The sequence below is a fragment of the Rhodococcus sp. NPDC049939 genome (assembly GCF_040656415.1).
Lineage (GTDB): Bacteria > Actinomycetota > Actinomycetes > Mycobacteriales > Mycobacteriaceae > Rhodococcus_F.
On the sequence record NZ_JBFAMC010000001.1, the window covers coordinates 682,022 to 705,376 of the forward strand.

22 protein-coding genes are annotated in these 23,355 nt (G+C 64.1%); 11 read left to right on the forward strand and 11 right to left on the reverse strand.

Annotation, left to right across the window (positions count from 1 at the left end; translation table 11 throughout):
• The first annotated feature begins 6 nt into the window (after positions 1-6).
• Positions 7-2,022, forward strand: coding sequence for a thioredoxin domain-containing protein (locus tag AB0I57_RS02995; RefSeq protein WP_358329611.1), 2,016 nt, complete (start codon positions 7-9; stop codon positions 2,020-2,022).
• Between the two features lie 114 nt (positions 2,023-2,136).
• Here the strand turns inward: AB0I57_RS02995 and AB0I57_RS03000 are convergent, their stop codons facing one another.
• Positions 2,137-2,805 carry a hemolysin III family protein gene (locus AB0I57_RS03000; RefSeq protein ID WP_358329614.1) on the reverse strand — a complete coding sequence of 223 codons (669 nt, stop codon included), beginning with the start codon at positions 2,803-2,805 and terminating at the stop codon, positions 2,137-2,139.
• A 160-nt stretch (positions 2,806-2,965) separates the two neighbouring features.
• On the opposite strand from AB0I57_RS03000, the gene AB0I57_RS03005 reads away from it, so the two are divergent.
• Positions 2,966-3,733 carry an isoprenyl transferase gene (locus AB0I57_RS03005; protein WP_358333084.1) on the forward strand — a complete coding sequence of 256 codons (768 nt, stop codon included), beginning with the start codon at positions 2,966-2,968 and terminating at the stop codon, positions 3,731-3,733.
• A gap of 42 nt (positions 3,734-3,775) precedes the next feature.
• On the opposite strand, the gene coaA is transcribed toward AB0I57_RS03005, so the two are convergent.
• A complete protein-coding gene (coaA, locus tag AB0I57_RS03010; protein ID WP_358329617.1) occupies positions 3,776-4,708 on the reverse strand; it encodes a type I pantothenate kinase in 933 nt (310 codons plus the stop codon).
• A gap of 168 nt (positions 4,709-4,876) precedes the next feature.
• On the opposite strand from coaA, the gene AB0I57_RS03015 reads away from it, so the two are divergent.
• The 7 genes from AB0I57_RS03015 to AB0I57_RS03045 all read left to right on the forward strand — a co-directional run bounded on the left by AB0I57_RS03015 (position 4,877) and on the right by AB0I57_RS03045 (position 12,169).
• Positions 4,877-6,121, forward strand: a complete 1,245-nt coding sequence (locus tag AB0I57_RS03015; protein ID WP_358329620.1) for a DUF885 domain-containing protein — start codon at positions 4,877-4,879, stop codon at positions 6,119-6,121.
• A 43-nt stretch (positions 6,122-6,164) separates the two neighbouring features.
• Positions 6,165-7,460, forward strand: coding sequence for a serine hydroxymethyltransferase (gene glyA, locus AB0I57_RS03020; protein ID WP_358329623.1), 1,296 nt, complete (start codon positions 6,165-6,167; stop codon positions 7,458-7,460).
• Between the two features lie 159 nt (positions 7,461-7,619).
• Positions 7,620-7,937: a hypothetical protein gene (locus tag AB0I57_RS03025; protein WP_358329626.1), complete on the forward strand. Its 318-nt coding sequence runs from the start codon at positions 7,620-7,622 to the stop codon at positions 7,935-7,937.
• Entirely contained in the window at positions 7,937-8,521 is a 585-nt protein-coding gene (locus AB0I57_RS03030) for a DUF3558 domain-containing protein (RefSeq protein WP_358329629.1), read from the forward strand. The genes AB0I57_RS03025 and AB0I57_RS03030 overlap by 1 nt, the downstream gene beginning before the upstream one ends.
• Positions 8,522-8,523: 2 nt before the next feature.
• Positions 8,524-9,759, forward strand: a complete 1,236-nt coding sequence (locus tag AB0I57_RS03035) for a hypothetical protein (RefSeq protein WP_358329632.1) — start codon at positions 8,524-8,526, stop codon at positions 9,757-9,759.
• A complete protein-coding gene (locus tag AB0I57_RS03040) occupies positions 9,756-10,541 on the forward strand; it encodes an ESX secretion-associated protein EspG (RefSeq protein WP_358329635.1) in 786 nt (261 codons plus the stop codon). Before AB0I57_RS03035 ends, AB0I57_RS03040 begins: the two co-directional genes overlap by 4 nt.
• A 260-nt stretch (positions 10,542-10,801) precedes the next feature.
• Positions 10,802-12,169: a PhoH family protein gene (locus AB0I57_RS03045; RefSeq protein WP_358329638.1), complete on the forward strand. Its 1,368-nt coding sequence runs from the start codon at positions 10,802-10,804 to the stop codon at positions 12,167-12,169.
• A 121-nt stretch (positions 12,170-12,290) separates the two neighbouring features.
• On the opposite strand, the gene AB0I57_RS03050 is transcribed toward AB0I57_RS03045, so the two are convergent.
• The 4 genes from AB0I57_RS03050 to glpX all read right to left on the reverse strand — a co-directional run bounded on the left by AB0I57_RS03050 (position 12,291) and on the right by glpX (position 17,076).
• Positions 12,291-12,722 carry a limonene-1,2-epoxide hydrolase family protein gene (locus tag AB0I57_RS03050; protein WP_358329641.1) on the reverse strand — a complete coding sequence of 144 codons (432 nt, stop codon included), beginning with the start codon at positions 12,720-12,722 and terminating at the stop codon, positions 12,291-12,293.
• Positions 12,723-12,748: 26 nt separating this feature from the next.
• A complete protein-coding gene (locus tag AB0I57_RS03055) occupies positions 12,749-14,353 on the reverse strand; it encodes a serine hydrolase (RefSeq protein WP_358329644.1) in 1,605 nt (534 codons plus the stop codon).
• Between the two features lie 163 nt (positions 14,354-14,516).
• Complete coding sequence (locus AB0I57_RS03060) at positions 14,517-15,920, reverse strand: class II fumarate hydratase (protein WP_358329647.1); 1,404 nt, start codon at positions 15,918-15,920, stop codon at positions 14,517-14,519.
• Between the two features lie 115 nt (positions 15,921-16,035).
• Positions 16,036-17,076 carry a class II fructose-bisphosphatase gene (gene glpX, locus AB0I57_RS03065; RefSeq protein WP_358329651.1) on the reverse strand — a complete coding sequence of 347 codons (1,041 nt, stop codon included), beginning with the start codon at positions 17,074-17,076 and terminating at the stop codon, positions 16,036-16,038.
• A gap of 214 nt (positions 17,077-17,290) precedes the next feature.
• Between glpX and AB0I57_RS03070 the strand changes: the two genes are divergently transcribed.
• The gene (locus AB0I57_RS03070) at positions 17,291-17,860 is read left to right on the forward strand and encodes a DUF4245 domain-containing protein (protein ID WP_358329654.1); all 570 of its coding nucleotides are present in this window, start codon (positions 17,291-17,293) and stop codon (positions 17,858-17,860) included.
• 14 nt (positions 17,861-17,874) lie between these two features.
• Here AB0I57_RS03070 and AB0I57_RS03075 read toward each other — a convergent pair whose 3' ends face one another.
• Genes AB0I57_RS03075 through AB0I57_RS03085 form a run of 3 tightly spaced genes read right to left on the reverse strand, consistent with a single transcriptional unit; the run spans position 17,875 to position 20,024 of the window.
• Entirely contained in the window at positions 17,875-18,129 is a 255-nt protein-coding gene (locus tag AB0I57_RS03075) for an exodeoxyribonuclease VII small subunit (RefSeq protein ID WP_358329657.1), read from the reverse strand.
• Between the two features lie 3 nt (positions 18,130-18,132).
• Positions 18,133-19,389, reverse strand: a complete 1,257-nt coding sequence (xseA, locus tag AB0I57_RS03080) for an exodeoxyribonuclease VII large subunit (RefSeq protein WP_358329660.1) — start codon at positions 19,387-19,389, stop codon at positions 18,133-18,135.
• Positions 19,386-20,024: a lipid droplet-associated protein gene (locus tag AB0I57_RS03085; RefSeq protein ID WP_358329663.1), complete on the reverse strand. Its 639-nt coding sequence runs from the start codon at positions 20,022-20,024 to the stop codon at positions 19,386-19,388. The genes xseA and AB0I57_RS03085 overlap by 4 nt, the downstream gene beginning before the upstream one ends.
• Before the next feature lie 177 nt (positions 20,025-20,201).
• Between AB0I57_RS03085 and AB0I57_RS03090 the strand changes: the two genes are divergently transcribed.
• Positions 20,202-21,212 carry a 4-hydroxy-3-methylbut-2-enyl diphosphate reductase gene (locus AB0I57_RS03090; RefSeq protein ID WP_358329666.1) on the forward strand — a complete coding sequence of 337 codons (1,011 nt, stop codon included), beginning with the start codon at positions 20,202-20,204 and terminating at the stop codon, positions 21,210-21,212.
• Positions 21,213-21,242: 30 nt separating this feature from the next.
• Here AB0I57_RS03090 and AB0I57_RS03095 read toward each other — a convergent pair whose 3' ends face one another.
• Entirely contained in the window at positions 21,243-22,145 is a 903-nt protein-coding gene (locus tag AB0I57_RS03095; RefSeq protein ID WP_358329669.1) for a DUF6542 domain-containing protein, read from the reverse strand.
• Between the two features lie 23 nt (positions 22,146-22,168).
• Complete coding sequence (locus AB0I57_RS03100; RefSeq protein ID WP_358329672.1) at positions 22,169-23,332, reverse strand: DNA recombination protein RmuC; 1,164 nt, start codon at positions 23,330-23,332, stop codon at positions 22,169-22,171.
• Positions 23,333-23,355: the final 23 nt, after the last annotated feature.

Below are 23,355 nucleotides of genomic sequence, written 5' to 3' on the forward strand. Positions count from 1 at the left end.
TTCGACATGGACCCCCGTGCACGCAACACCCTGGGTGGGTCCACGAGTCCCTATCTGCGGCAGCATGCCGACAACCCCGTGCACTGGCAAAGATGGGGGCCGGAGGCGACCGAATGGGCGCGTGAGCGTGACGTCCCGATTCTGCTGTCGATCGGTTACTCGGCATGTCACTGGTGTCACGTCATGGCGCACGAGTCATTCGAAGACGAGTCGGTCGCGTCGTTGATGAACGAGAACTTCGTCTGCGTCAAGGTCGATCGCGAGGAGCGTCCTGATCTGGACGCCGTATACATGAATGCCACAGTCGCCATGACGGGCCAGGGCGGTTGGCCGATGACGTGCTTCCTCACTCCCGACGGCGCACCCTTCTACTGCGGCACCTACTACCCGGCGCAGCCGCGCGGGGGGATGCCGTCGTTCACCCAGGTACTCGGTGCCATTGCCGATGCATGGCGGGACCGTCGCGGCGACGTCGACGAAGCGGCAGTCGCGGTGGTCGCAGAGTTGCAACGCGGCGCAGGTGGCATCCCCGAGGGTGATGCGCACGTGGACTCCACCCTGCTGGATGCGGCGTGCGTGTCGGTGCTCAGTGACGAGGACGCCGTTCGTGGCGGGTTCGGCACAGCCCCGAAGTTTCCGCCGTCCGCTCTGATGGAAGGACTACTGCGGACTCACGAGAGGACCGGCAACACGGAGTTCCTCCACGTTGTGGAACGCACCGCGGCGGCGATGGCCCGCGGTGGGATCTACGACCAGCTCGGCGGTGGGTTCGCCCGCTACTCGGTCGATGCCGAATGGGTTGTGCCGCACTTCGAGAAGATGCTCTACGACAATGCCCAACTGCTGCGTGTCTACGCGCACCTCGGCCGTCGTACGGGTTCGGACTTAGCGGTCCGAGTCGCGGAGGAGACCGCCGAGTTTCTGCTCCGTGACCTGCGCACCGAGACCGGGGCGTTCGCATCCGCGCTCGACGCCGACACAGATGGCGTCGAGGGGCTCACTTATGTGTGGACTCCGGAGCAGCTCGTCGCCGTCCTCGGAGTCGAGGACGGCCGCTGGGCCTCGGAGCTGTTCGCGGTAAGTGCGGAAGGCACGTTCGAAGCGGGGACATCCGTCCTTCAACTTCCCGTCGACCCCGACGACTGGGACCGCTGGAGCCGAGTGAAGCAGGCGCTGCTCACGCATCGTCGGACTCGGCCGCAACCGGGGCGCGACGACAAGGTGGTCACCGCGTGGAACGGCCTCGCAATCACTGCTCTGGCGGAGGCCGGAGCGGGATTCGACAAACCGGAGTGGGTAGAGGCGGCCGCCGAGTGTTCGCGCGTCGTGCTGGACCTACATGTCGTCGACGGACGTCTGCGTAGGGCTTCCTTGGGATCGGTGGTCGGCGAGGCGGCAGGAGTTCTCGAAGACTATGCCTGCCTGGCCACCGGGCTCCTCGGGCTGTTTCAGGCCACGGGCGACGCAGAGTGGTTGACACGTGCACAGGCGTTGCTGGACCGCGCGCTGATCCACTTCGCCGACCTCGAGCGACCCGGAAGTTGGTTCGACACGGCCGACGACGCCGAGGAGCTGGTGACCCGCCCCCGTGACCCCGTCGACGGAGCGACACCGTCTGGGGCGTCCTGCCTCGCCGAGGCGCTTGTGACAGCTGCTGCCGTCGTGGACGCGGGGACGTCGGGCCGCTATGCGGATGCGGCCTCAGCGTCGATCGAGCGGGTGGCGCTCCTGCTTCAGCGGGCACCGCGTTCCGCCGGGCACTGGTTGGCCGTCGCGGAGGCGTCGGTGCGCGGGCCGATCCAGGTGGCTGTAGCCACGGACGGCGATTCCGCGCTGCTGGACGAGGCACGCCGTCTCGCTCCGGGTGGCGCCGTGGTGGTCGGGGGTCGCCCCGATTCCTCGCCTCTGCTCGCCGATCGGCCGCTGGTCGGTGGGGTCTCGACGGCCTATGTGTGTCGGGGGTTCGTCTGCGACCGTCCGGTCTCGACAGTCGAGGATCTCGTCGATGCACTGAGCCGATAGCTCTGTGACCAGAGCGGTCGGTACTGCTAGAGCCCAGATCCACCAACTGTTCGTGAGTCTTCTCGCACGGATCTGAGTTCGGGGGATTCTCGGCGATTGTGTGAAATCGCGAGGCTAGCGGAAGACGACCAACCAGACGGCGACGTAGTGGCACAGGGCAGCAACAACAGTCGCGGCGTGAAAGAACTCGTGGTGGCCGAAGGTGCGCGGCCAAGGATTGGGCCACTTGGTTGCGTAGAGAATCGCGCCACCCGAGTAGAGGATGCCGCCGATGAGGAGCAGCATCATCGGCAAAACGCCGACCTCATGCGTCAGCTCAGGAGCCACCGGGACGATTGCCCAGCCGAGGAGCAGGTACAGCGGAACCCCTACCCATCGCGGCGCCGTCGGCCACAGCATCTTCAGGGCGACTCCGGCCAGAGCACCCGCCCAGACGACCGTCAGCAGGGTCCGGCCGGTGTCCGACGGAAGCCCCAGAAATGCCAGGGGGGTGTAGGTGCCCGCGATGAACAGGAAGATCATCGAATGGTCCGCACGCTTCATCCAGATGCGGCCGGCGATGGTGTTCCAGTGGATTCGGTGATAGGTGGCGCTGACACCGAACATGCCACAGACGGTCACGCAATAGACGGCTGTGGCGAGAGCCGCTTGGATGGACACCCTGGTGCCAGAGAGTGTGACGAGGGCGAGTCCTGCGATGGCGAAGACACCGAACGCCCACAGATGAATCCACCCGCGCATTCGGGGTTTGACGGGCAGTTCGTGGAGGTCGAGCGCGGTCAATGAACACCTCTTCTCACTCTTTGCGGCTCAAACCTACGCAGCCGTAGGTTCGCTTGTCGTGAGAGCGTACCCGCGGGTATCAGAAAGGCTGGTCTCGGTGACCACCGTCGAGGAGGACCATCCGCTGCGGCGTAGTCTTGCATGTCATGGTGATCTCCGGGTGAATGTGCGAGGACTGCTGTACAGCATCTACGAGCGTCGCCTGTCCAGGCGGCTCGACGGTCTGCAGCACCCTCGGCACGTAGCCGTGATGTGCGACGGAAATCGTCGTTGGGCTCGGGAGAATGGCTTCACCGATGTCAGCCACGGCCATCGAATGGGTGCCCTCAAGATCGCCGAGTTACTGAGTTGGTGCGACGCCGCTGGCATCGAATTGGCCACCATATACCTGCTTTCCACCGAGAACCTGCGTCGCGCTCCGGAAGAACTCGACACCTTGCTGGAGATCATCACCGACGTTGTCGAGGAGATCTCGGGTGAAGACAAGAACTGGAGTGTGCAGATCGTCGGCACACCCGACCTGCTTCCGGCCGATCAGTCACGGCGGCTGCGTGACGCCGCCGAGAAGACCCAGGGCCGCACTGGCACCCACGTGAACGTAGCGATCGGATACGGCGGCCGGCAGGAGATTGCTGATGCGGTGCAGTCGCTGGTGAGCGAGAAGTTGTCGGCGGGGTTGGCAGGCGATGACTTGGTGAAATCGATCACGGTCGACGGCATCGGCAGTCACCTCTACACCTCTGGGCAACCTGATCCTGACCTTGTCATCCGAACGTCAGGGGAACAGCGATTGTCGGGTTTTCTGCTGTGGCAGAGCGCCTACTCGGAGATCTGGTTCACGGAGGCTTACTGGCCCGAGTTTCGTCGCGTCGACTTCCTCCGCGCCCTGCGCGACTACGCGGCCCGGCACCGCAGGTTCGGTGTGTGACCGGAGCACCAGCCGGTTTCGCTTGTGGCTGAGCGTCTCTGCCTACAGCTTGCGCAGGCGGAGCCGGTTGATCGAGTGATCGGCATCCTTGCGCAGCACCAGTGTGGCTCGCGGACGCGTCGGCAGAATGTTTTCCACCAGATTCGGCCGGTTGATGGTGTGCCAGATCTCTTTCGCGGCGGCGGTTGCGTCGCGGTCGGATAGTCCCGCGTAGTGGTGGAAGTGCGAGTCCGGGTCCGAGAACGACGTCTTGCGTAGCGCGAGAAAGCGCTGGACGTACCAGGACTCGATGTCCTCGATGCGAGCGTCGACGTAGATGGAGAAGTCGAACAGGTCCGACACCATGAGTCGTGGGCCAGTTTGCAGGACGTTCAGGCCTTCGATGATGAGGATGTCTGGTTGCCGTACCAGGTGGTACTGGCCAGGGATGATGTCGTACGAGATATGCGAATAGACGGGCGCAGCTACTTCCTCGGCCCCCGACTTCACCTCGGTGACGAACCTCAGCAGCTTGCGGCGGTCGTAGCTCTCGGGGAAGCCCTTGCGGTGCATGATCCCGCGGTGTGTGAGTTCCGCGGTCGAATACAGGAAGCCATCCGTGGTCACCAGGTCGACACGCGGGTGATGCTCCCAGCGCGCAAGCAGCGCCTGGAGCACGCGTGCGGTGGTGGACTTGCCTACCGCGACGCTGCCTGCGATACCGATCACGAACGGCACCTGCTGGTCGGGATGCTTCTCCCCGAGGAACGTCGCGGTAGCGGCGAAGAGGCGCTGCCGGGCGGCGACCTGAAGGTGGATGAGACGCGACAGCGGCAGGTAGACCTCTGCTACCTCCTCGAGGTCGATCTGCTCACCGAGACCACGCAGTCCGTACAACTCCTCCTCGGTCAGGACGAGGGGCGTCGACTTGCGCAGCGTGCGCCACTGCTTCCGGTCGAATTCGACGTACGGACTGGGCTCGCTCGTTCGGGCCATCAGTTCCGCTCACACGCGAATGCGATGGGAAGTGGACGTTCGATGCCCAAAATCTCTTCCGTCGTCGTTGCGCTGGCGAGTAGCGGTTGCATAGTCGGATTCTGCTTGGTCTCCGAGCCAGCGTTGTCGGCGGGTCGGGCGGATGGGTGTGGACTAGAGTCTGACGGCATGGAATCCGATTCGTTCGTCCGTGAGTATTTGCTGCTCGGGTTGGGTTTTGACCGGCTGGAAGAGGGATTCGTCGACGCCTACACCGGAGACCCGGCGTTGCGAAGGAAGGTGGAGAACGCACCCACGCCCGATCCGAGAGAACTTGCGCGCACGGCGTCGAGGCTTCGTGCCGAATTGCCGTCAGCGGGCCTTGCCGAGGACAGGACTAGGTTTCTCGATGTCCATCTCCGCGCGCTCGAATGCTCGGGGCGAAAGTTCGCGGGCGACGACATCGGCTTCGTCGACGAGGTCGAGGCGTACTTCGACGTCCGCATCGAGCGCGGTGACGAAGAGGAGTACCGAGAGGCCCACCGGAGAATTGATGCCGTCCTTCCCGGACCCGGGCCGCTCGCAGAGCGAATGCAGGCACATCGGGCCTCCGACCGGATCCCGGCGGACCGGCTTCACGAGTGCGTCGAAGCATTCTCGAGCGCCCTACGCGACCTCGTGCGACAGAGCTACACGTTGCCCGACACGGAAGTCGTCGAGTACGAGGTGGTCGGCGACAAGCCCTGGTCGGGTTTCAACTATTACCTCGGTGACTATCGCTCGAGGGTTGCGGTCAACTCCGATCTCGAGCAACACATGGCGAACCTGCCGCGGCTGATCGCGCACGAGTCGTACCCCGGCCATCACACCGAACATTGCCGCAAGGAAGCGGGACTCGTCGGCGCCGGACAACTCGAACAGACGCTGTTCCTCGTCAACACCCCGCAATGCCTGATGGCCGAGGGGCTTGCCGACCTTGCGCTCGAATCGATCGTCGGACGCGACTGGGGGTTGTGGGCGCAAGAGATCTATGCCGATCTGGGTCTGCGTTTCGACGGTGAGCGCGCCCAGCGCCTCTCGGCGGCATCCGCACAGCTATTAGGAGTCCGGCAGGATGCGGCGTTGATGCTCCACGACCAAGGCCGAAGCCACGACGATGTCGTGGGCTTTCTCCAGCGATGGAGCCTGTCGACGCCGGACCGGGCCCGTCAGTCGCTGCGCTTCCTGTCCTCGCCCCTGTGGCGGGCCTACACCAGCACCTATGTGGAGGGTTACCGACTTCTCGGCGGCTGGCTTGCAGAGGTGCCCGCAGGCGCGGACCGATCCGAGCGCTTCCGCCGTCTGCTCGACGAGCCGCTCGTTCCCAGCGTCCTTCGGGCCGATGAGCGGCCGCTGGCCGCAGGCAGTTGGGATGCACTCACGGGTTCTTCGTAGACTGAGGGTGTTCGCTTCCGCACCCAGCTTTGGAGATTCCTCGATGACCGCTGTGCCCGGTACCGACGTCAACACGGCTCCTCTCGCCGAACTCGACCCAGAAGTCGCCCAGGCCATGGCAGGTGAACTGGCCCGTCAGCGTGACACACTCGAGATGATCGCGTCGGAGAACTTCGTTCCCCGCGCGGTTCTGCAGGCACAGGGCAGCGTTCTCACCAACAAGTACGCCGAGGGGTACCCCGGACGCCGCTACTACGGCGGTTGTGAGCACGTCGATATCGTGGAGGATCTGGCGCGCACCCGGGCCAAGGAACTGTTCGGCGCCGATTTCGCCAACGTGCAGCCGCACTCCGGCGCTCAGGCCAACGCCGCCGTTCTCATGGCCATGATGAACCCGGGCGAGAAGCTCCTCGGCCTCGATCTCGCGCATGGCGGTCACCTGACGCACGGCATGAAGCTCAACTTCTCGGGCAAGCTCTATGACGTCGAGTCGTACGGGGTCAGCAAGGAAGATCACCGCATCGACATGGACGAGGTCCGCAAGATCGCGGTCGCGTCGCAGCCGAAGGTGATCGTCGCGGGCTGGTCCGCATACCCCCGCCACCAGGACTTCGAGGCGTTCCGTTCCATCGCGGACGAGGTTGGCGCATACCTGTGGGTCGATATGGCGCACTTCGCCGGTCTGGTTGCATCCGGACTGCACCCGTCGCCGGTGCCCTACGCCGATGTCGTGTCGAGTACCGTGCACAAGACCCTGGGCGGACCCCGCTCCGGTCTGATCCTGGCCAAGCAGGAGTGGGCGAAGAAGCTGAACTCGGCCGTGTTCCCCGGCCAGCAGGGCGGGCCGCTGATGCACGCCATCGCCGCCAAGGCTGTCTCCCTCAAGATCGCGGGTACCGCGGAGTTCAAGGACCGTCAGCAACGCACGATCTCCGGTGCCAAGATCCTCGCCGAGCGTCTGACCGGTTCGGACGTCGCGGGTAAGGGTGTAAGCGTCCTCACCGGTGGCACCGACGTTCACCTGGTGCTCGTCGACCTGCGCAACTCGCAGCTCGACGGCCAGCAGGCCGAGGATCTCCTCCACGAGGTCGGCATCACAGTGAACCGCAACGCCGTGCCGTTCGACCCGCGCCCACCGATGGTCACCTCCGGCCTGCGGATCGGTACCGCCGCGCTCGCATCGCGTGGTTTCGGCGACGAGCAATTCACCGAGGTCTCCGACATCATCGGCGTCGCGCTGGCCGGATCGTCCGACGTGGAGACACTGAAAGCTCGCGTCACCAAGCTGGCCGCCGACTTCCCGTTGTACGACGGGCTAGAGGACTGGCGCCTGATCTAGGCGACAGCACCTGTGGCTCGCTACTGATACTCGAGTGCCGTTGCCGCGGTGGCTGTTCGCAGCCACCCCGGCAACGAGCGTGCGGGCACGAGCCGAGTACCATTCGGCGATCGGGCGTGGGGGTCACGTCGATGACGGTCGATCACATAGGGGGGATACGTGGCGCTGCGTCTCGAACCGGGAGCGATCGAACAGTGCGTGCGCATCTGCGATCAGATGCTCGACTCGATTGATAGCGCGCTAAGGGAGTCGGAAAGGCTCCACTTCGTCGATGGCTTCGGTGATTTTCGGATCGGTGATCAACTTGCCCAGGGGTATAGACGCAAGGCGGTCACAGTCGCCGAACGGCTCGAGGAATTCCGAACCGTCATCATGGCGATGCGGGAGTCCTTCGTGGCCGGTGGAGAGTCCTTCGCCGACACCGACGGGCAGTTCGCGCAGTTGCTCGGCAGTCTCGATCCCGGGATGGATCATTGATGCCGCGCCGCTCCTCCGTTGCCGCCCTCTTGGCGTTCGCGTCGATTCTTACCGCTTGTGCGTCTCCCGCCGCTGTACCTGAGGCTGTGCCGGAGTCGGATACGGTGTCGCCGTCCTCGACCGCGCGGGTGCCGCGTCATGTGGATCAGTCGGACCGACCGCTGGTGGTGTTCGATCCGTGCCTCGACATCCCTGATGAGGCACTGGTGGGGGCTGGCTATGACCCTCAGTCGAAGGACGAAGATCTTGTCGCCGCCGACTATCACACGTTCCTGATCTGTGGGTTCAATACCCCGCAACGCCGGTACGGGCTGAACATATACTCCTCGAACATCACCTTCGCCGAGCAGCAGGAGAAGGCCAGGGACTATTCCACTCCGATCGAGGTCGACGGACGCCGCGCATTACTCGAAACGCCATTCGCGTCCAATTGCGCCGTGAGCATGGAGACCAACTACGGCATCCTAGCTGTCTCCCGACTTTTGCAACCAACTCGGTCGGACCAGAACCTGGAGGAAGAGCGGTGCGTCGGGATCGAGGAAACCGCGAGCATCATCGCCCGTTATCTACCTGAGGGGGAGTAGACATGAGCGACACCAACGGACTGGCTGACCTTGTCACGGCGGGACTCGACGACGCCATCGAGCGTAGCCGGTTGGAAAAGAGCATCGAGCAACTAAGGGGACGTAGCGATGAGGAAAGCGACGCCCCGTACGTCACCGACCCGGATGTCTTCGGAGGGATGAGTCGCGAGGAGATGGCAGGCAAGGTCTCCGCCCTGGACGCCGGCCAGATTCTGGACCTGGCAAACAGGTATATCGCCGTGGCAAGCGAGTTCGATATCGGGTGGGGCTTGATCAAACTGAAGTTGGTCATCAACTCCGATTGGGAGGGTGACGCCGCTGACGCCGCGACCGCGGCCATCGAACGCGTGATGGGCCCCGTCGGCGACACCACGGCGTCGCTTCAAACGATCGGACTCAAGCTTCGGCAGGCGGGCAGCGCGGCTGGGGATGTGAAACCGGCGGTGCAAGCTTTGTTGTCCGACGCGTTTCAACTGCCACTCATGCTGAGCGGTGCGGATGCAGTCGCAGCGAAGGCGCAGCAGGAAACGCAGCGGCGAGAGGCAGCCCAGATCCTGGAGCAGATCTACAAGCCGAGCTTCATCGACGCAGGCACCGACGTGCCCTCCCTCGTGCCCCCGCCCCCGATCGCCGGGGTCCAGGGAAATGGTGGCTGGAACGGAATCGGCGACGGCGCTGGAAGTTCGGGGACAGGCTCCCCCGGCAAAGGCGAGTCACCCGTACCCGATGAAGATGGCGCCGCAACTACGCAGGCAGCCGCTGCTGAAGGTTCCGCGCAGGGCGTCGCACCGGGCGCGCAAGGAAGCGCGAGTTCTCCAACGCCGACGTCTGCCGCGAATGCGTACGGAACACCCACGGGTGCGAATGGAAGTGGTGGATCCAGCAGCAGCGCAGGCGGAATCGGCGGGTTCGGTGGCGGCAGCGCAAACCGAGGAGGAAGCGAGAGCAGGCCTGAGAGCCAAGGGGGCGCTATGGTTCCCGGCGCAATTCCGCCTGGCGTGGCCGCGGGAGCAGCCGCCGGAGCAGCTGCCGGAACAGGTGCCGGAGCCGTAACCACCAAACCGAGCATGGCCCGTCCCGGCATGGGAATGGGCATGCCGATGGCTGCACCCGGCGCCGGGGCAGGCAGAAATGAAGACACTGAGCACGAGACACCGAGCTACCTGATCAATATGGAAAACGGCAACGAGTTGATCGGCGATCTCGATCCCGTCGCGCCACCGGTCATCGGCGCATGAACTGGCAACTGTCCTCGTCACAATTCATGTACTTGTGGGAGGCCACGGATCTTGACACGATGCCGCACCCGTTCGAGCATCGCACCGATGCACGTCTGGAAAGCGAAGCCGACCTCGAACGACAACGTTTGGAGCGGTGGCGCGCCGAGCAAATGGACCCTCGACTCCACGATGCAGTAGCGGTTCTTCGCCACCCCGACGTATCGGTCAGTGTCTACTCTCCGGGCAGTGCCCCCATTCATCGTCGCGGTGCGGTCCGGGGACGGGCCGCCGTGGTCGCCGAGCAGCGGCCCGCGACGGAATCCGGCGGCGTCAGGATCGCACCGGGAACCGGTGACATTCACGTGCAGGCCCGACTGGGATCGCACGCACCCGACGTCCATCAGTTCGTTCGCGATCTACTTTGCGAACTCCCTGAGGCTGTGGCGGGACAGACCGCCGCGATCGAGGCGCACCCCGATGATCTTCGCGCCGAGCCCGCACGGACCAGCGTTCTGCAAAATGCCGCCGTGTCCGGAGCCTCCCTGATCAAGCGCATTCTGGCTCGCCGAACCGGTGCAGGATACATCTGCCTGCACCGTCCGTGGCAGGGTGCTCACGATGCCGTTTTCGACTCCATGACCTGGTTCGATATCGCCGACGACGGACGATACCTGTATTACACGGATCATCTCGTCCGGTTGCGTTCGGCCACCACGGCGGTCATCGAAAATCACCTCGAGGAACGCATCCGAACCGCACTCGTTGAAAGTGAAATAAGCAGCCGTCCAGTCTCGAGTTAACCTCCAGTCACAGGCGTGCTCAGACGTAACAGAATCTTCGCCGACACGCCCCTCAGTCGCACCTCTCTCCGGTGCGATTGGCAGTACGGTCGGGGGTAACAGGCAGCGGTGGAAGTTGCTTGTGCGGGAGGTCCTGATCGTGGCTGAAAGACTCAGTGCGAGGGGGCCGGCACCCGGCCCTCGTGTGGATTCCACACCAGGGACGGACCGGCCCAGCGAACCGAGTCTGCGTGGGTGCCACGCAGATCTAGGAGCCTCACGTGACTGCTTCACGCTCCGTGTCAGCCCGAAGTGGGCATTCGTCCGCAGCTTCCGGAACATCCTCGGATTCGGTAGTTCGTGTATTCGTGTTGGACACATCTGTACTGTTATCGGACCCTTGGGCCGTCACCAGGTTCGCCGAGCACCGTGTGGTGCTTCCCCTCGTCGTCATCAGCGAGCTCGAGGGAAAGAGGCATCATCACGAGTTGGGATGGTTCGCAAGAGAAGCGCTGCGCATGCTCGACGACCTGCGCATGGAGTTCGGCCGCCTCGATCAACCCGTACCGATCGGGGCCGAGGGCGGCTCGCTTCAGGTCGAGCTGAACCATACGGACCCGCTAGTTCTTCCCGTCGGATTCCGCACGGACAGCAACGATTCCAGGATCCTCGCGTGTGCACTGAATCTTCAGGCAGAAGGCAATGACGTCGTTCTGGTCAGCAAGGACATTCCGCTACGCGTGAAGGCCGGTGCGGTAGGACTGTGCGCCGACGAGTACCACGCCCACGATGTCATTGCATCCGGTTGGACGGGCATGACCGAAATGGAGGTGCCGGCGTCGTCGATCGACGAACTGTTCTCGGTAGGTGTCGTCGACTTGGAAGCGGCACGAGAACTGCCGTGCCATACAGGTATTCGGCTCTTGGGCGGATCATCGAGTGCTCTGGGCCGGGTGAATGCGGACAAGCGCGTGCAATTGGTGAGGGGTGAGCGTGAAGCATTCGGCTTGCATGGACGTTCAGCCGAGCAGCGTGTCGCACTGGACATCCTTCTCGACGAGAGTGTGGGCATCGTCTCGCTGGGCGGAAAGGCGGGTACCGGCAAGTCGGCGCTGGCTTTGACCGCTGGTCTGGAAGCGGTCCTCGAGCGTCGTACGCATCGGAAGGTCGTCGTCTTCCGACCCCTCTACGCAGTCGGGGGTCAGGAACTCGGCTACCTGCCAGGCAGTGAGAGCGAGAAGATGGGGCCGTGGGCCCAGGCGGTCTTCGACACTCTCGACGGACTTGCCAGCCCCGAAGTGATGGAAGAGGTCATCAGCCGGGGAATGCTGGAAGTGTTGCCACTCACGCACATTCGTGGCCGTTCGCTCCACGATTCGTTCGTCATCGTCGATGAGGCGCAGTCGCTGGAGAGGAACGTGCTGCTCACGGTCTTGTCGCGGTTGGGCGCCGGTTCCCGGGTGGTCCTCACGCACGATGTCGCACAGCGTGACAACTTGCGGGTAGGCAGGCACGACGGTGTGGCTGCCGTGATCGAGAAACTCAAGGGGCATCCACTGTTTGCGCACATCACTTTGCTGCGGAGCGAGCGTTCTCCGGTCGCGGCTCTGGTTACCGAGATGTTGGAGGAGTTCGGGCCGACGCCGTAGGGGCTTGCTTCACAGGTGGTGCGCTGAATGTCGCATCGGTACCAGCTCGCTGGGCCGGTGCGACATTCGTCGGCGTCCTGGAACGAGAGGTCGCAGAGCGCGCGAGAAGTTCGCGGATGCTTCACAAGGCGCGGACGAGGCCCTTGACTATGCCCCACAGAATGGCGCTGTTGCTGAAATAGTCTCGCCAGACGGCGATCTTGCCGTCTTTCATCTCGAATGTGCCGCACACCCAGAATTCGCTACGCAACTTCTTGTAGATCAGGATGTCGGTGCGTTCGGTGAGTACGGATGTTCCGTTGCCAACGATATGGTGCAGACGTACCTCGAATCCAACGCCTGGTCGGGACATGCCCTCCAGGATGCGCATGACCGCATCGATGCCGTGAATCTTGGGAAAAGATACGTTGTGCCACACGATGTCCGGGTCGAGGTATTGCCTGGCGGCCGCTGGGTCGCCGGCAACGAGTGCGTCGAGGAAGGCGCGCACCACTTCGACGTCAGAGGTGCCCGTCGGAGTGGGTTCGGCGGGCGTGTGCGAGTTCGCATTCATCGTTTTCTCCCTACCTCGGTGATGGCTCAGCGAACGAAAGTCCCCTGGCCGTGGGTGTTGTAGTACTCCAATGTGACGCCGTCTCCTGCGAAGGTGGCTTTCGAGATCGTGCCCGGCGGGGCATTCTCGTTGACCAGGTTGAACGAGAACTCGTCACCGCTCCAGTGCGTCAACGGAAACGTCTGGCCTGCAGGGCCGAGTTCGAGTGAGAGTGCACCGTCGCTTTCGCTGATCACAGCAGGCCCCCAGTAATCATTGTGGTAGACGCCGGAGTAGGTCGCGAGCGCGCGGGCGGGAAGGGGGTTGGTAGGTGCATCCTTGCCCACGAGACTCCCCTCGGGGTCCAGCATCGGTGCGAAGGCCTGAGCGTAGAGCGTCTTCCAGTCTTCGCGGATCTCGCCGAACTGAACGAGGTCGGCGAATTCGGCTGTCAGGGTTTCGGGAATGCCAGTGGGGGATCCATTCGTCAGGACGACTATCGCGACGTCGGCGGATGGTATCGCGACGAAGTTTGCTGCGGCGCCGAGTTGGAACGCTCCGGAGTGGCTGAGGGACACGCGTCCGGCCGGGGTCGTCGACACGTTGAATCCGTATCCGTACATCCCCGGACGAGTATCTGGGGCGCTGGGTGGCAGGGATACGACCTGGGGGCTGATAGCGGGGAGCAGTGCGTCGTAGGAGACGATCTGTCTACCCTCGAACGACCCGTCTGACAGGAGCATGGCCAGCCACTTGCTCATGTCGTTGACGGACGAACTCACACCCCCTGCGGGCGATTGGGCATCAGGATCGCGTTCCTCTGCGACGTACTCGCCCCCGACCAGTTGATGCGCGGTGGCGCGGTCGGCCCTCAGCTCGTAGTCGGCATACCGTGAACTGGTCGAGGACATTCCCAGAGGTCGATAGATCACTTGTTCGGACAGCGTCGCCCAGTCCGTTCCCGACGCCGCCGCGACAGCCTCTGCGGCAGCGGTGAGACCGAAATTGGTGTACTCGTAGGTGATCCGGAACGGATTCAATGGTTCGAGGCGAAGCTTCTCGAGTATCTGTTGCCGGTTGTAGCCGAGATCCTCTAGCTGGTCGCCTGCGTGGTTGGGCAGGCCCGACCGGTGTGAATACAGATCACCCACTGTGACGTGTTCGGTGACCCAAGGGTCGGCCAGTGAGAAGTCGGGCAGTGTGGAGGCGACCGGGGTGTCCCAGTCGATCACACCGTTACCGACCTGGCCGGCCACGACAGTAGCTCCGACCGGTTTGGACAACGATGCCAACTGGAAGACGGTGTCGGCGTTCACCGCTTGATCGGTGCCGATCGCACGCACTCCGAAGCCATTGGCATAGACGGTCTGGCCGTCGTGGACCACGGCCACCGCCATGCCAGGAACGCCGGAACTGCCCATCAGGTCGTTCGCCAGTTCGTCGAGGCGCCCCACGGCGTCGTCGATCTGTCCGTTGGGAATATCGATACCCGCGACGGCGGCGGGGTTGGCCAGGCTCGCGGACTCCGTGGGACCGTCCGTGCCGGTGGAACCGGAGTCGACTGTGTCGTCCGTGTCGAAGGCGCAGCCCGCAGTGAGCGACCCGCCGAGCGCGAGAGCGAGAAGTACCGTCAAGCTCCTGTGTCGACGCACGTGGCGCTCCTCTGCGCAAGCTGGGAGAGTCGTCACTTGTCACACTAGCGACCACAGGCCGGTGACCAGGCCATTTTCGCTCCGAAGCGAACTTCTTTCGACCGAGTTTCTCGCTCGAGAAACCTGTGTCCGCCGATCTGGGCGCTGGGACGTATCCGGTGCGTCAGTCCTTCACCTTGGCCATACCCAGCACGTCGAGGCGCTTGTCGAGTTCCTCCTCGGTGAGCCTGTCGCCGATCAGGCCCCGGTCCACGACGGTCTCGCGGATGGTCTTCTTCTCCCGTAGCGCCTGTTTGGCGACGGCTGCGGCCTCCTCGTACCCGATGGCAGAGTTCAGCGGTGTCACGATCGATGGTGACGACTCGGCAAGGGTCTTCAGGTGTTCTGCGTTCGCGACGAGTCCCGCGACGCAATGGTCCGCGAACAACCGCGACGCGTTTGTCAGCAGGGTGAACGACTCCAACAGGTTCCGTGCCATCATCGGGATGTAGACGTTCAACTCGAAGGCGCCCCCCGCGCCTCCCCAGGCAATGGCGGCGTCGTTACCGACCACCTGGGCCGCCACCTGCGTGATCGCTTCGGGGAGAACCGGATTGACCTTGCCGGGCATGATCGAACTTCCGGGCTGAAGGTCGGGCAGTTGGATCTCTCCGAGCCCGGTGAGTGGCCCCGAGCCCATCCAGCGAATGTCGTTGGCGATCTTGGTGAGGGACACCGCGATCGTGCGCAGGGCCCCGGAAGCCTCGACCAGCCCGTCCCGTGCCGCCTGCGCTTCGAAGCTGTTCGTTGCCGGTGTGAGGGCGTCGATACCCGTCACTCTGACGAGTTCGGCCACCACCAAGGGGCCGAAATCGTCCGGTGCGTTGAGACCCGTCCCGACCGCTGTGCCACCGATGGGAAGCTCGCCGAGGCGCGGAAGGCAGGCCATTACGCGCTCCATTCCGGCTTCCATCTGGCGGGCGTAGCCGCCGAACTCCTGGCCGAGGGTCACCGGAACGGCGTCCATCAGGTGAGTTCGGCCGGATTTGACGACGGTCTTCCACTCGGTGGACTTGTCATGCAGCGCCAATCGCAGATGGCACAGGGCGGGAATCAGATCCTTCACCGCTGACTCGGTGGCGGCGACATGCGTCGCGGTGGGGAAGGTGTCATTGGACGACTGCGACATGTTGACGTCGTCGTTGGGGTGTACCGACACACCCGCGGCGGCCGCGATGGAGGCGATCACCTCGTTGGCGTTCATGTTGGAACTGGTCCCCGAGCCGGTCTGGAATACGTCGATGGGGAACTGGTCGTCGTACCGACCCTCGGCGATCTCGTTGGCTGCGGCGATGATGGCGTCGGCTTTCTTTGCCTCCAGGAGACCCAAATCCTTGTTGACCTGCGCGCAGGCTGCCTTCAGCAATCCCATCGCGCGAATCTGGGCGCGTTCGAGCCCTCGGCCGCTGATCGGGAAGTTCTCGACGGCGCGCTGGGTTTGAGCGCGCCACAACGCGTCGACAGGCACCCGCACCTCACCCATGGTGTCGTGCTCGATCCGGTACTGCTGCTCGCTGCTCTCGGTCATGGGTCAAACATGCCACTTTCGAGGCGATATTGGTGATGCTCCCGTGCACCTTTTCGATGGCGTGCGCCATTCGAAGGCGTGAGCGACCGAAAAGGTGCACGGTCAGGCGAGCCGCCTAGAACGTCGGCGGAACAGCGCCGTCCTCGCCGTCGAAATCCACGGACGAGTATTCGCGCAGCTTTTCGAGGCGGTGGTAGGCGTCGATCATGCGGACGGTGCCCGACTTCGAACGCATCACGATCGACTGGGTCGATGCGCCGCCTCCGTAGTAACGGACGCCGCGGAGCAGATCGCCGTCGGTGACGCCGGTTGCGCAGAAGAAGACGTTCTCGCCCGACACCAGATCCTCGGTGGTCAGCACACGGTCCAGATCGTGCCCGGCGGCGATGGCCTTCTGCCGTTCGGCGTCGTCGATCGGGGCCAGCCTGCCTTGCAGCGAGCCACCCATACAGCGCATGGCGGCGGCGGCGATGATGCCCTCAGGGGTGCCGCCGGTACCGATCAGGATGTCGGTGCCCGATTCCGGGCGGGCGGCGGCGATCGCCCCGGCGACGTCCCCGTCCGAGATCAGGCGGATACGGGCACCGGTGTCGCGGACGTCCTGGATGAGTTCGGCGTGCCGGGGGCGGTCGAGGATGCACACCGTCACATCCGAGACAGAGGACCTGCGGACTTTTGCAACCCGTTTGATGTTCTCGGAGACGGGGGCGGTGATGTCGATGACGTCGGCTGCCTCGGGCCCGACGGCGATCTTCTCCATGTAGAACACGGCAGACGGGTCGAACATCGCACCACGTTCGGCGACCGCGAGGACTGAGATGGCGTTGGGCATTCCCTTTGACATCAAGGTGGTTCCGTCGACAGGGTCGACGGCGAAGTCGCACTCGGGACCGTCGCCGTTGCCTACTTCTTCACCGTTGAACAGCATCGGGGCCTCGTCCTTCTCCCCTTCACCGATGACGACGATGCCGCGCATCGATACGGTGTGGACGAGTTGGCGCATGGCGTCGACGGCGGCACCGTCGCCCCCCTCCTTGTCGCCCCGACCGACCCAGCGACCCGCGGCCAGCGCACCTGCCTCGGTAACCCGGACCAATTCGAGGGCAAGATTTCGGTCCGGCGCCTCGCGGCGACTCGAAGTGGTGCTGGCCGTCATGGGCTGTGCCTCCTGGGCAGTCACGGTCGACCCGGTACGTCGACGCTGTATCGGTGGCCTCGCGGACACCTGGAATCGGATGGGTTCTTGCCCGCCCATCTTTTCAGATAGTCCTGCTCATTCATCTTAGGTAGGGATGTGACGTGCACTGCTCGAGTGCGCATTGGCGGGACCGAGAATCGCCGTTAACGGATCGAGTCTGGATACTGTCTATGTGGCATCAGATAAACCGCGCATTCTGCACAACAATCGCGACATGGTGTGGTCGCTAGTACCTCTTGTCCTGTTCTGTGTTCTGATCGCGGCTATCGCAAGTCAGTGCACGTTCAGCCCGGGTGGGCCTACGACCGGTCCGATCCCGAGTTTCGACATCGATTCGGCGCTGAAGTACGACGCCGAGGACCTCTCGTTCCCGGTGCGTGAGCCGGTGATCCCAGAGGGCTGGACCCCCAACTCGGGAAGCCGCAGCATCGTCAGCGGCGACGGCGGCGGAGATTCGAGCACCGTCGGATTCATCACTCCCACCGGCCGCTACATCCAGCTCACTCAGAGCGACGCCATCGAAACCGTTCTGGTGCCGTTCGTGGCAGGAGGCCCCCGTACGGCGACGGGAACCGAAGATGTCGCGGGATACAACTGGGTCGTGTACGGCGGTGAGGGTGTCGAGCCGATCTGGATCTCGGACTTCGGCGACGTCCGACTCTTGATCACCGGCAGCGCATCCACCGAAGACTTCGAGCAGTTGGCAACAGCGCTCGCGGATGCGCCGGTTCTCACCGGCTGATATCGGTGACGGCGTCAGTCCTCGTCTTCGGCAGGGGCAGTCTCTACGTCTTCGGCATGCGCGAGCGCCGTCTCGACGCGTTTGCGCGCTCCGGCGAGGTGGTCCTCGCACCTCTTGGCGAGGGCTTCGCCTCGCTCCCACAGCGTGAGTGACGCGTCGAGGTCGAGGCCACCCTGCTCGAGTACCTTGACCACGTCCACGAGTTCGTCGCGCGCCGCTTCATAGCCGAGTTCGGCGATGTCGGCATCGTGTCCGGTGGACTCGCTCATGTCCTAGTCGTCCTTTCCAATCACCGCGGCGCGGAGTGCCCCGTCCGCGACGCGAACACGGATTTGAGTGCCCGGCGGGGCGTCGTCGACGGAACGCAGAACCGCGGGGTCTGCGTTCGCGACGATCCGCTGCACCACGGAGTAGCCTCGGGCGAGTGTCGCTGCCGGGCCGAGGGTCGTCAATCGTGCACTTAGATGCTCGATCGTCGTGCTTTCGGTGGTGATCGTGCGGTCGATGTCGCGCCGCGCCGCCTCGCGCAGTCGCTCAATCTCATCCGATCGTTGGTCGAGCGCGCCCAACGGATCGGTGAGTACCGGTCGGCTGCGAAGCTGGGAGATCAGATGAGACTCGCGCTCCACCCAGTTGCGCAGCGCCGCCGCGCTCCGCGCTCGTAGCTCTCCGACCAACGCCAGTTCGGCGACCGCGTCCGGTACGACGCGTTTCGCGGCGTCCGTGGGCGTGGCGGCCCGCAGGTCGGCCACATGATCGCTCAGTGGGCTGTCGGGTTCGTGTCCGATTGCGCTGACCACCGGTGTCGTGCAGGCGACGATGGCGCGGCACAGCGTCTCGTCGGAGAACGGCAACAGGTCTTCGACGCTGCCGCCGCCGCGAGCGAGGATGATCACATCGACCTGGGGATCCGCGTCGAGTTCCTTCAACGCTTCGAGGATCTGCGGGACGGCTGTCGCCCCCTGCACAGGGGTGTTGCGCACTTCGAACTTCACGGCCGGCCAACGCCGCCGAGCCACGCTGAGGACGTCGTGCTCGGCGGCGCTGGCACGGCCGGTGATCAGCCCGACCGTGCCGGGCAGGAACGGCAGCGGGCGCTTCAGCCGAGAGTCGAATAGCCCTTCAGCGGCCAGCAAGGCCCGTAACCGTTCGATCCGGGCCAGGAGTTCACCGATCCCGATCGCGCGGATCTCTGTGACACGCAGCGACACCGAGCCACGACCGGTGTAGAACGACAACTTGCCGAACATCACCACGCGGCTGCCCTCGGTGAGAGGGACCGGTGAATTCTGGAGCAGTCGTGGGGAGCAGGTCACCGAAAGGGACATGTCGACCGAGGGATCGCGCAGCACGAGGAACGCGGTACGCGTGCCGGGACGGGCATTGATCTGGGTGATCTGGCCCTCGACCCAGACGCTTCCGAGCCGATCGATCCACTGTGCGACCTTGGCCGACACAGTGCGGACGGGCCAAGGATGCTCGGCGGTGCTGGGGCCCACACCGGCTGCGCCGGGCTGCGCGGACGTCACTTGGTCTTGGCGGTGGTGATGCGGTTCGTCAGCATGGTCTGAAACGGTGCCCGTGCCCGGGTGGCGTTCTCGTAGTCCAGCAGCGCCGTGAGGTCCTCGACGGAGAGGGTACGCAGACGGGCACGCAGCTGTGCGAGGGTAAGCGATCCGTAGTCGAGGAGTGCGGCGATCTCCGGTTCGGGCACCGGGAGGGAAGTTGTGGTGGCCTTCTTCTTCGACTTGCTCGATGTCTTCGATGCCGAACTGTTGACGGTGGAACCTGTCTTCGGGGTAGACCCCTTGCCGGGCGTGTCCTCGTCCTGAGGGCTCAGCGAGTACAGGGCGAACCGGCCGGGTCCGGCTGATCGGTCATCGGACCCGTCGGCAACGGGGGTCCCCGTATCGGTGTCCTCGTCGAAGACGGCCCACTCCGGTTGTTCGTCGTCGTAGTGGGTCCAGTTGATCAAGGCGAAAGCCTGGTCACCTTTTATGGCCAGCGCGGTAATCGACTGCTGGACTCGCATTGTGGTTTGCAACACCTGGCTGATTGCAGTCATAGGCAAAGTTGCAGCGGTTGTGGGCAGTCTTCTCGCCTCTTCGACGGCCGTCACGGCGATTCCGGCGGCGACACGCGCCACGAAAGGGGGACGAATCATGCCCATAGCCTGCCTCACGGAGGCAGGATTTGGTAGCCGAAGTGCTCAGAGATTCGCCAAGCTCACTTGACAGCCTCGATCAGATCGCCTCGGTAGCACGCACCGTACACCGACCGAGGCCCGCGACGGGAGCCCTGCGACGGTGTCACTTTCGAGACTGACCAGTAGGCTGAGGCCATGTCTTCGGCTGTTCCACTCGATGTGGGTATTTCACGTTCGGCAGATCCAGGAGCGGCGCGTGCCGATGGTGAGAAACGAGTACTGCTCGCCGAACCCCGTGGCTACTGTGCCGGAGTCGACCGTGCTGTCGAGACGGTCGAGAAAGCACTGGAGAAGCACGGGGCGCCGATCTATGTGCGCAAGGAGATCGTGCACAACCGGCACGTTGTCGAGACACTTACCGACAAGGGCGTGATCTTCGTCGACGAAACCGATGAGGTGCCCGAGGGTGCCTTGCTCGTGTTCTCCGCGCACGGGGTGTCTCCTGCCGTGCACGAATCGGCCGCAGCGCGCAATCTCCGCACCATCGACGCCACGTGCCCGCTGGTCACCAAGGTTCATCAGGAAGCCAAGCGTTTCGCCCGCGACGACTACGACATTCTCCTCATCGGTCACGAAGGCCACGAGGAAGTGGAAGGCACCGCAGGCGAGGCCCCTGACCACGTCCAGCTGGTCGATGGTCCCGACTCGGTCGACAGCATCAGGGTTCGCGACGAATCGAAGGTCATCTGGCTGTCGCAGACCACCTTGAGCGTGGACGAGACGATGCAGACGGTCGCGCGACTGCGTGAGCGATTCCCGAATCTGCAGGATCCGCCGAGCGACGACATCTGCTATGCCACCCAGAACCGCCAAGTGGCGGTCAAGGCCATGGCGCCAGAATGCGACCTCGTGATTGTGGTCGGCTCTCGGAACTCCTCGAACTCGGTCCGCCTCGTCGAGGTCGCGCTGGGCGCCGGAGCGAAGGCGGCGCATCTCGTGGACTATGCACGCGAAATCGATCCGTCCTGGCTCGAAGGAGTCGGAACGGTCGGGATCACCTCGGGTGCCTCGGTTCCCGAGATCCTCGTGCGCGGTGTGATCGACCTGCTCGGCGAGCACGGATTCGACAACGTGCAATCGGTCACTACGGCCAACGAGACGCTGGTTTTCACCCTTCCTCGCGAGCTACGTCCAGCGCGAACCTGATATGGGGGTTTCTCGCCAACCAGCCGAGTGCTAGCGAGGATGCTTGGTCTCGAACGGCGGCTCGTCACTGCTGCGATAGCGCACTCGCGGAATCGGGTGCGCCGGCACCTCGGGATTGCCCTGAGGCCGCGGTGGAGTGCGAGGTTGGACCCGATGGGGTGAGTGTGCGGGACGGTCAGCGACCGGTGGCGGTGGAGGCGCGACACGACCGCCCGAATGTGCTGATCGGCGAGGTTGTCCCTGCCGCGGAGGTTGTCCCTGCCGCGGAGGCTGCGGCCGTCGCGGAGGTTGCTGCTGCCGTGGAGGCCGGGGTTGTCGCGAAGGCTGGGACTGAGAAGGCTGGGATTGATACGAGCGAGTTCGCTGCTGCGCTGAACTGGTGTTCCTTGCCCTGCGCGGCGGCTCCTGCCACGCTTCCTCGCGCGCGGCCCTTTGCTTGGTGGCCCGGTCCGGGCGTTCGGACCGCCGCCGCGTCGACGTGGGTGCGCGACCGGCACGGCGTTGCCTCAACAAGACGAGGCGGATTCCGCCGATCACGAGCGCCGCAATGGTGGTGCCGAGCATGATCGGGAATCGGTTGACCAGTGGATATACAACGTTGATGGCCAAATCCTTCAGCGCAGTGCTGGTCTCCTGCGTAATCAGGCTCTGACTGACCGGCACCGCGAAGAACAGAATCAGTGGCGGCTGAATGATCGCGGTGAACAGCGCGCGGTTCCCAGCGGCGAGCACGGCGAGAACGCAGCCGAGGAAATAGAACGCGGAGAACGTTCCTGTGAGCTCAGTCCCACGAGTTGCATCGACAGCGAGTCCGGCGAAGGTGACACCGACAGCCATGAGAACGACACCCCACCAGGGGAGTCCCGGGATCGTTGGGATGACCGACCGCCTATCGAGCGGCACCCCAGAGCGAGCGCGTTGCGTTGCAGACACACAACGACAGTAGCCGCAACATGTTAAATCGAGTCGTTGGCGTGACCGTTGGAGGCCGAGAGATCCTCGAGATTTGTTCGTCGCGGCCACGAGTCCACGGCCCTGACCTCGGTGATATCGCCGTCGAATACTTCGAGGTCGTGCAGCTTGCGGGCGGTGACTGTGACCCGGGACTCCATCGACGCGACGGTGAGATTGAACGAGTCGACGGCCTTGCCGAGCTGGGAGCCCAGCCGGTCGAGGTGCGAACCGACGATGCCCAATCTCGAGTACAGCTCGCGGCCGAGCTGCTGGATTTTCACGGCATCCTGTGACAACGACTCCTGGCGCCAGGTGTGCGCGATCGTCCTCAATAGCGCGACCAGGGTGGTGGGCGTGGCGAGGATCACGTTCTGTTCGAAGGCGTGTTCGAGCAGCTCCGAATCGGTTGTCAGTGCCGCGTCCAGGAACGGGTCGCCTGGAACGAACAGGACCACGAACTCCGGCGTCGGGTCGAAGGACGCCCAGTACGCCTTATCGGCCAACTGGTTGATATGGGTGCGCAGTTGCCGGGCGTGCCGGGTGAGATGGCGTGCTCGCTCATTCGGATCCTCGCTCTGCGCGGCGTCGAGGAAGGCCGCGAACGGGACCTTCGCATCGACGACGATCTGCTTCCCTCCCGCCAGGTACACGAGGAGGTCTGGGCGGACGCCCTCTTTGCTGACCTGGGTGTCGAAGTCGCAGTGCCGGACCATCCCGGCCAATTCGACTACGCGCTCGAGTTGGATCTCCCCCCATCTGCCCCTGATCTGCGGTGCCCTCAGCGCGGTGACGAGCTGGCTGGTCTGGGCGGACAGTGTCTGCGAGGCCCTATGCATGCCCTCGACCTGCTCGGTGAGCCCGGCATATGCGTGGACGCGGCTGCGCTCGACGTGATCGACCTGCTGAGCCAATGCTCCGACAGCCTCCTGCAGCGGTCCGACGAGACGGGAGATCTGATCGCCGATCGCGCCCGAATGGCGACGCGCGGAATCCTCGTTGACTGCGGTCAGCGACTGCCGCAGGAGAGCTTCGTTCTCGCGCAGGGCAGCCAGTTGGGCTTCGGCTCGCGCGGCGCGCTCACCGCTGCGCGCCGCGTGCAGCAACCACCCGAGGGCGGTGCCAGCGGCCAGTGCCAGAAGCATTCCCAGTGCGGCGAGTGCATTCATGGAAATCGATGGTGCACCACATC